The organism is Occallatibacter sp. (genome assembly GCF_049802275.1).
In the GTDB taxonomy this organism is placed as follows: Bacteria; Acidobacteriota; Terriglobia; order Terriglobales; family Acidobacteriaceae; genus Telmatobacter.
In genome coordinates, this window is sequence record NZ_JBARMD010000183.1 from 1 (window position 1) to 6,535 (window position 6,535).

Annotated in this window: 4 protein-coding genes and 1 tRNA gene; 1 reads left to right on the top strand and 4 read right to left on the bottom strand. The window is 58.0% G+C overall.

Annotation, left to right across the window (positions count from 1 at the left end; all coding sequences use genetic code 11):
• Positions 1–1,214, bottom strand: a 1,214-nt coding sequence (locus WA354_RS06125) for an FAD-binding oxidoreductase (protein WP_472812125.1), incomplete at its 3' end; no start/stop codon positions are given.
• A 42-nt stretch (positions 1,215–1,256) separates the two neighbouring features.
• Positions 1,257–2,711 (bottom strand): UbiA family prenyltransferase, encoded by a 1,455-nt coding sequence (locus WA354_RS06130; RefSeq protein ID WP_472812126.1) that lies wholly within the window; start codon positions 2,709–2,711, stop codon positions 1,257–1,259.
• A gap of 264 nt (positions 2,712–2,975) precedes the next feature.
• Here WA354_RS06130 and WA354_RS06135 point away from each other — a divergent pair, with 264 nt between their 5' ends.
• On the top strand, positions 2,976–5,597 hold the full coding sequence (locus WA354_RS06135; protein WP_472812127.1) for a serine/threonine-protein kinase: 2,622 nt from the start codon (positions 2,976–2,978) through the stop codon (positions 5,595–5,597).
• A 154-nt stretch (positions 5,598–5,751) separates the two neighbouring features.
• On the opposite strand, the gene WA354_RS06140 is transcribed toward WA354_RS06135, so the two are convergent.
• Together WA354_RS06140 and WA354_RS06145 are read right to left on the bottom strand one after the other, a co-directional pair.
• A tRNA-Ala gene (locus WA354_RS06140) sits at positions 5,752–5,827 on the bottom strand.
• A 109-nt stretch (positions 5,828–5,936) separates the two neighbouring features.
• Positions 5,937–6,535: hypothetical protein (locus WA354_RS06145; RefSeq protein ID WP_472812128.1), on the bottom strand; the 599-nt coding region annotated here is incomplete at its 5' end.

The window sequence follows — 6,535 nt, forward strand, 5'->3', positions numbered from 1 at the left end:
GCGTCTTTTGCAGGATACATGCGGCCGCCGTGCTCCAGAGTGATCGAGCCGAGGCGATGGAGCAGGGCGAAACTTGCCCCGCGACCCACAGGGAAATCGAGGGCAAGTGTGATGCCCGGATGCGGGAATGAAAGCAGTCCCGGGGAACGAACGCTGCCGAAGACCTTGATGACGGCGAGGAAGGATGCGAGGCCGGAGGCGGAGATGGCGCGAAGGAGCTCGATTGTGCCGGCGGCGGGGTCACGGTTTTCGGGCAGCAGGCATTGGAACTGGAGCAGGCCCTGGCGGCCATAAATGCGATTCCAATGGTGAATGCTATCGAGTGGATAGAAGAAAGGCTCGTAGTCAACAACCGCAGATTTTCGCGTGCTCAACTGGCGATGGTAATACAGAGTATTGAACGCGCCCACGGTGAAACGGTTCAACAGGGACGCGGGCATTTCGATGGGTACCGTGAGATGCGGCTTGCTGGACGGCACGAGCTGTTCGGCGCGTGAGGAATGCGAACCGCGCATGAAGATGCCGCGTGCGAAGTTGCGCCCTTGTGCAACGCAGTCGATCCAGGCAACGGTGTATTCGGTTTGAGCTGACTCTTGCGAGATGGCCAGGAATTCTTCGATGCCAACGAACTTGATTCCTTCGTAATTGATTTTGCGGGAGACTATGGGGCGCAGTTGCACGTCCGCCCACGTAATGAGACCGGTGAGCCCGAGACCGCCGATCGTTGCGCGGTACCATTCGGAGTTCTCGGTCTCAGAGCATGCAAGGCGAGACCCATCGGAGCGCACCAGTTCGAAGCGCGGTACATGACATCCAAACGTTCCGGCTACATGGTGATTCTTTCCATGAACGTCATTGGCAATAGCGCCACCGATAGTGACGAATTTTGTCCCAGGGGTGGTAGGGAGAAACCATCCGCGTGGAACGGCGAAATCCAGAATATCGGCGAGACTGACGCCTGCTTCGCAACGGAGCAACCCGCTCTGGGGGTCGAAGGCAATCAGGCGAGAGAGGCCTGCGGAACCGAGGAGCGTGCCGTCCTGGAGCAAACAAACGTCGCCGTAGCTACGACCCAGGCCTACTGGCAGCATGGATTTACCGGTGGAGGAAGACAACGGGAAGTCGGAGGTCCAATGTAATGGAATGAGTTCTGCGTCAACCTGTGGATAGCGGCCCCATGACTGAAAGGATGGCTGGGTCTTTCCATTTGGCATTTTGAAATGCACGATTTGCTGACTATCCTTCCATTCGCGAGGTCACATCGCAAGCAGCACGATTGCCAAGACGGCTCCGCCCATTGCGAGGCTTGCACCGTCTGTAAGGGCGAAAGCCACCGGATCTTCGTTCAGCTCTCCGCGGGAGGCCAGAAGCCACACACGGCAGAGCCAGAGAACCATGCAGGGCACGATGAGCCAAAGGCGCGGCGAGTGGTGATACAAAGCGGTGACATCCGGACCGCTGATGTAGTTGGCAAAAACAACGACGGCGGCAAATGCACTGGCGGTTCCGAAGGCGCGAATCTGTTCGATGTCGCTCATTAAATATCCGCGGTCGTTTTTCAGTTGCATGCCGGTTAGCCGCAGGTTCTCCAACTCCGCGAAGCGCTTGACTATGGCAAGGGAAAGGAACAGGAAGATGGCAAATCCGGCCAGCCAATGGGAGATGGGTGTGTTTGCTGCGGCTCCTCCGGCGAGCAGGCGCAGAGTGTACAGGGCGGAAAGGACAATCACGTCGATGAGGGCAATGCGCTTCAGATAAAAGGAATAGAGAAGTGTCGAGCCGAGGTAGAGAAGTAGCCAGAAAGAAAACGCGGCGGGAAGAAACTGTGCCGCGGCAAAGCCCAGTGTGAGAAGCAAGACAATTGCCGCGAGACCAGCGGCAGGCGAGAGGTCGCCTGAGGCAAACGGGCGAAAGCGCTTCTTCGGGTTGCGCCGGTCGGTTTCAATGTCGAGCAGGTCATTGAACATGTATGTTCCCGAAGCCACGCAGCAGAAACAGAAGAACGCCAGGAGCGCCGCTGACAGCAGACGCACCGAGTGATTGTGAGCAAGCAGCGGTGGAAGAAGAATGAGCAGGTTCTTGGCCCACTGATGGGGCCGGAGCGCCTTGATGAGCGATCGCAAGGGCTCTCTCCGCTCCTCAAATGCCTGTGAAGGAGTAATACCCTGAGCGCGCAGCTTCATGCGCAGTCTTCGGCTCGGATTGGCGACCATCGATTCAGCGGCGCCAGCCATCACAGGCAGATCGGGAGTGTCATTACCAATGTAGACAAATGCGCCGGCGCCGAATCGATCACGCAGGCTGGCGAGTTTCCGGGTGCCGGTCAGATTATGGGTGCCATCGCTGGCGAGGACTTCGCGGAAGACACCAAGGTGATCGGCAACACGTTGTGCGAGGCGGGCGTCGGCTCCCGTGGTGAGATAGATCTCGCGCCCTTGAGAATGTTCCTTCTGAAGAAACTGCAGCAGCTTGCGGTTATAGGGCAAGTGCGCGACGTCAAGAGCAACATGATCCGTGACAATTGCCTTGAAGGCGGCTTTGCCGCGCAGAATCTGCCCGGGGAGGCGCAGCAGAATGAAGGGATGAGTACGAGTCAGTACCAGGAGAGAATCGATCAGCGTATCCGATTTGACCAGGGTTCCATCCAGGTCGACGCAAAGCGGCTTGATCTCTGCTGTCCTGGACTCCGGCTGGGACAATATTTGCGGCAACCATTACCTCGTGTGCAAAAGTGTTCTTGCTACGCCTTTTCTTATCGCCATGACGGGACTCGTCAAGAAGAGCCAAAACGCGCCAGGAACCGCCTAAAGTATACAGCGGCGACGGAGCAGAGAGAATGAACGACGAGGCCGATGAAGGCAGACGGTGACCATCACCCAACGACTCAAAAGACAGGGATTTAAGGTGGGTTTTGCCTTCGCCTTCGATTTTTTTAGAGACGCAGGCTCACCGGCCGGAACGATATAATCGCCGAGATGCCTCTCAGTCCACACCAGTCCGTCGATCACTACGAAATCATTGTGCTTATTGGTTCGGGAGGCATGGGTGAGGTGTATCGCGCACGCGATACGCGCTTGAATCGCGATGTTGCCATCAAAGTGTTGCCGGGGTTATCGACGGCCGAGTCAGACCGGTTACGCAGGTTTGAACTAGAGGCCAGGGCGGCGGCGGCGCTGAATCATCCGAACATTTTGGCGGTTTACCAGATGGGGATGCACCAGGGCACTCCATACCTGGTATCGGAATTGCTGGAAGGCGAAACGCTGCGCGACAGATTGAAGCGCGGGGCTCTGCCGGTGAGAAAGGTTGTGGACTACGGCATCCAGATTGCGAAGGGGCTGGCGGCGGCGCATGAAAAGGGGATTGTTCATCGTGATCTGAAACCGGAGAATCTTTTTCTTACCAAGGATGGTCAAGTCAAGATTCTGGATTTCGGACTGGCGCGATTGACGCAGCCGAAAGAGTCGGAGCTGGCGCAATCGTCGCACGAAGTGCAGACCATGGCGGGCATGCTGATGGGCTCGATGGGCTACATGTCGCCGGAGCAAGTGCGCGGACAGTCCGCGGATCGCCGATCCGACATCTTCACGTTCACGGCGGTGCTTTACGAAATGCTGACGGGGCAAAGGGCGTTTCAGAAGGCAACATCAATCGATGCGATGAGCGCGATTCTGAACGAGGAGCCAACGCCACTCGCGCAGCGGATGCCGAATGCGCCTCCGGGACTCGAGAGGGTACTGCAACGCGGCCTCGAGAAGAATCCGGAGCAGCGGTTTCAATCGGCGTCGGACCTGGGTTTTGCGCTGGAGGCGGCGGCGGGACCTGTGCAGTCTGTGTACACCTCGAATTACAAGGTCCAAGACAAGCGGGCGCCTTTGTCGCGCAGATTTCTTGCCATGATTGGCGCGGCCGTGCTCGTGATACTTGCCGTGGTTGCGTACACGTGGCTGCGGCCCATGCCAGCACCGCAGGTCGCCAATTATGTCCAATTGACGCATGACGGGTTGCAGAAGTCGCTGATCGGTTCTGATGGATCTCGGCTGTTTTTGACGGTCGTCGATTCGGGCGTTGACGATACTGTGGCCGTTCCTGTTACGGGCGGCGAGTCGACACGAATTGCCATGCCGGCGCCGAGTATGTTCCCGGTGGATCTTTCGCCGGACGGTTCGTCGTTTCTGGTGGTGGAAGGAAGCGGCTATCCGGCGACGGGGTCGTTGTGGAGCTTGCCAGTTCTTGGGGATTCGCCGAGACGCCTGGGAGATGCAGCGGGGCATGTTGCCGCTTGGTCGTCTGACGGGAAGCTGTTGGCGTTTGGCAAGGACGCAGACGTTTACCTGGCGAAAGGGGATGGGAGCGATATACGCAAGCTGACGACGATGAGGAATCTTGTTTCCGGTCTGGCAATCTCTCCGGATGGTTCAAGGGTGCAGGTCGAAACGGAAGAAATATCGCAAAGCGGAACGAGCGTGGTGGCGGGGGAGCGATCGATCTGGCAGGTGTCGGCCAAGGGGTCGGAACCGACTGCGCTAATTCCTGAATGGCAAAACACCAACGAGTGTTGCGGCAGGTGGACGGCGGACGGAAGGTACTTCGTTTTCCAGTCGGAGGGCCAGATCTGGGCGCTCGCGGGCGAGAGCCGATTCCTGCAGAGAAGGGCAAAGCCGATGCAATTGACGTCGAGCCCTATGCAACTGCAGTCGCCGCTGCCGAGCAAGGATGGGAAGAAGCTGTTTGTTGTGGGAATGACTTTTCGAGGCGAGCTGACGTCGTTCGACGTGAAAACAGGCAAGCCTTCGCTCTTCCTTGGCGGAATATCTGCGGACTGGGTGGACGCATCGCGGGATGGCAAGCAGGTAGCGTATGTTTCATATCCGCAGGGCGATTTGTGGAAGAGCAATGCGGATGGAACGAATCGAGTGCAGCTGACTTTTCCTCCGGTGAAGCCTGTATTGCCGCGTTGGTCTCCAGACGGACAGACGATCCTGTTCTTCGATTTTCCGAGTGGCCAGACGAAGCCGGGGAAGATGTACGAGATTCCGGCGGCGGGCGGCACTCCGCGCGAATTGATTCCGGATGACAAGCAGAACGAGCAGGACGCGACCTGGTCGGCAGATGGGAAGCAGATTGCTTACGCCGGGGATGCGAACGACGCGATTGTTCGGAACAGTGGTCCCGCGATCAAGATTCTGGACGTGCAAACGGAAAAAACTTCGCCGCTGCCCGGTTCGCAAGGAATGTTTTCGCCACGCTGGTCTCCAGATGGCCGCTACATAGTCGCCATGACCAGCGACTCAAGTAAGTTGATGCTGTTCGATTTCAAGACGCAGAGCTGGAAACAGATTGGGAGCGGGACACTGAGCTGGTTGAACTGGTCGCGCGATGGCCAGTATGTTTACGCGAAGGATCTCTCCGATAATGGGTCGGTGGAGCGGTTTCGAGTCCCGGATGGAAAAGTCGATCGCATTGTGGACCTGAAGGATTTTGTGCTGACGGGGCTTGGCGGGGGGGCTGTTTCGGTAGCGCCGGATGGCTCGCCACTTCTGCTGCGGGATCGAGGGACGCAGGATATATACGCGCTGGACTGGGTGCAGCCGTAGGCCTTCCCGAATCGGCTCAATTGCTTTGAGTGAAAAGGCGGAGGGAACTTGGCGGAGTTGAGCGGGACCGAACTTGAGCCGGATTGCGGGCGTCGAGCCGCACCGAAATCCCGAGCGGAGCGAAGGACCGTTTCGTTGATTGGTTTTTGAGAGTTGGTGGAGCTGAGCGGGATCGAACCGCTGGCCTCCTCGTTGCGAACGAGGCGCTCTCCCAGCTGAGCTACAGCCCCACGACTTATTTAGTTTACCAGCGCGCGGGCAATCGGCAAAGCGGCGGCGCTCCGCGCTTTTACGCTTTGGATGAGATTAGGTGGCCCGTCCACTGATGGCGGGCAAAATCTAGTAGTAATAGCGCGTCTTGAGGGCCCACGGCGACTTTGGGTAGCGACGGTGGAGGATCTCGAAGGCCGCTTTACTTATGGGAGTGTACTCGGATTTATCAGATCCTGAATAGGGCTGGCAGGCGTAGTGACCTGCGCGGACCACGAGCGCGAGAGCCTCGGGAATGTTGGAGTCGTCGGGGTGGGCTTTTGCGTAGTCCATCACTCTCTGACCGATGACGACGACAGAGTCAGGAAGCTGCTGGAGTTGTTGATATTCAGAGTCGGCACGGGACAAAGCATCTGCAGGCAGGAAGCCCACGTTGGGAATCGGCATTGGCTTTGCCTCGCCAGAATACTGGCTTTGGCCCCACGGTTTGCACCACCAGTTGTTTCGCAGGTTATCGAAGTAGCTGTAGCTGGCCACGCGGGGAATTCCGGTTTCGAGGTAAGGGCGAATGCCGGGGTTGCGCAGAATCGCGAGGTTGGCGGGGAAGGCGATGCTGGAACCGGCGGTGTCGCGGATCTCTTTGGGCAGCGACGGCGAGAGCTTTGCGGCGTTTGCTGAGTCCTGCAGAAGGATGGTCCGGGTCCATGCGGCGACGGCAATGTTCTGCC

Excerpts from the sequence above, each read along its gene's own strand:
- WA354_RS06135 (WP_472812127.1), top strand. The coding sequence starts at position 2,976 with ATGCCTCTCAGTCCACACCAGTCCGTCGATCACTACGAAATCATTGTG.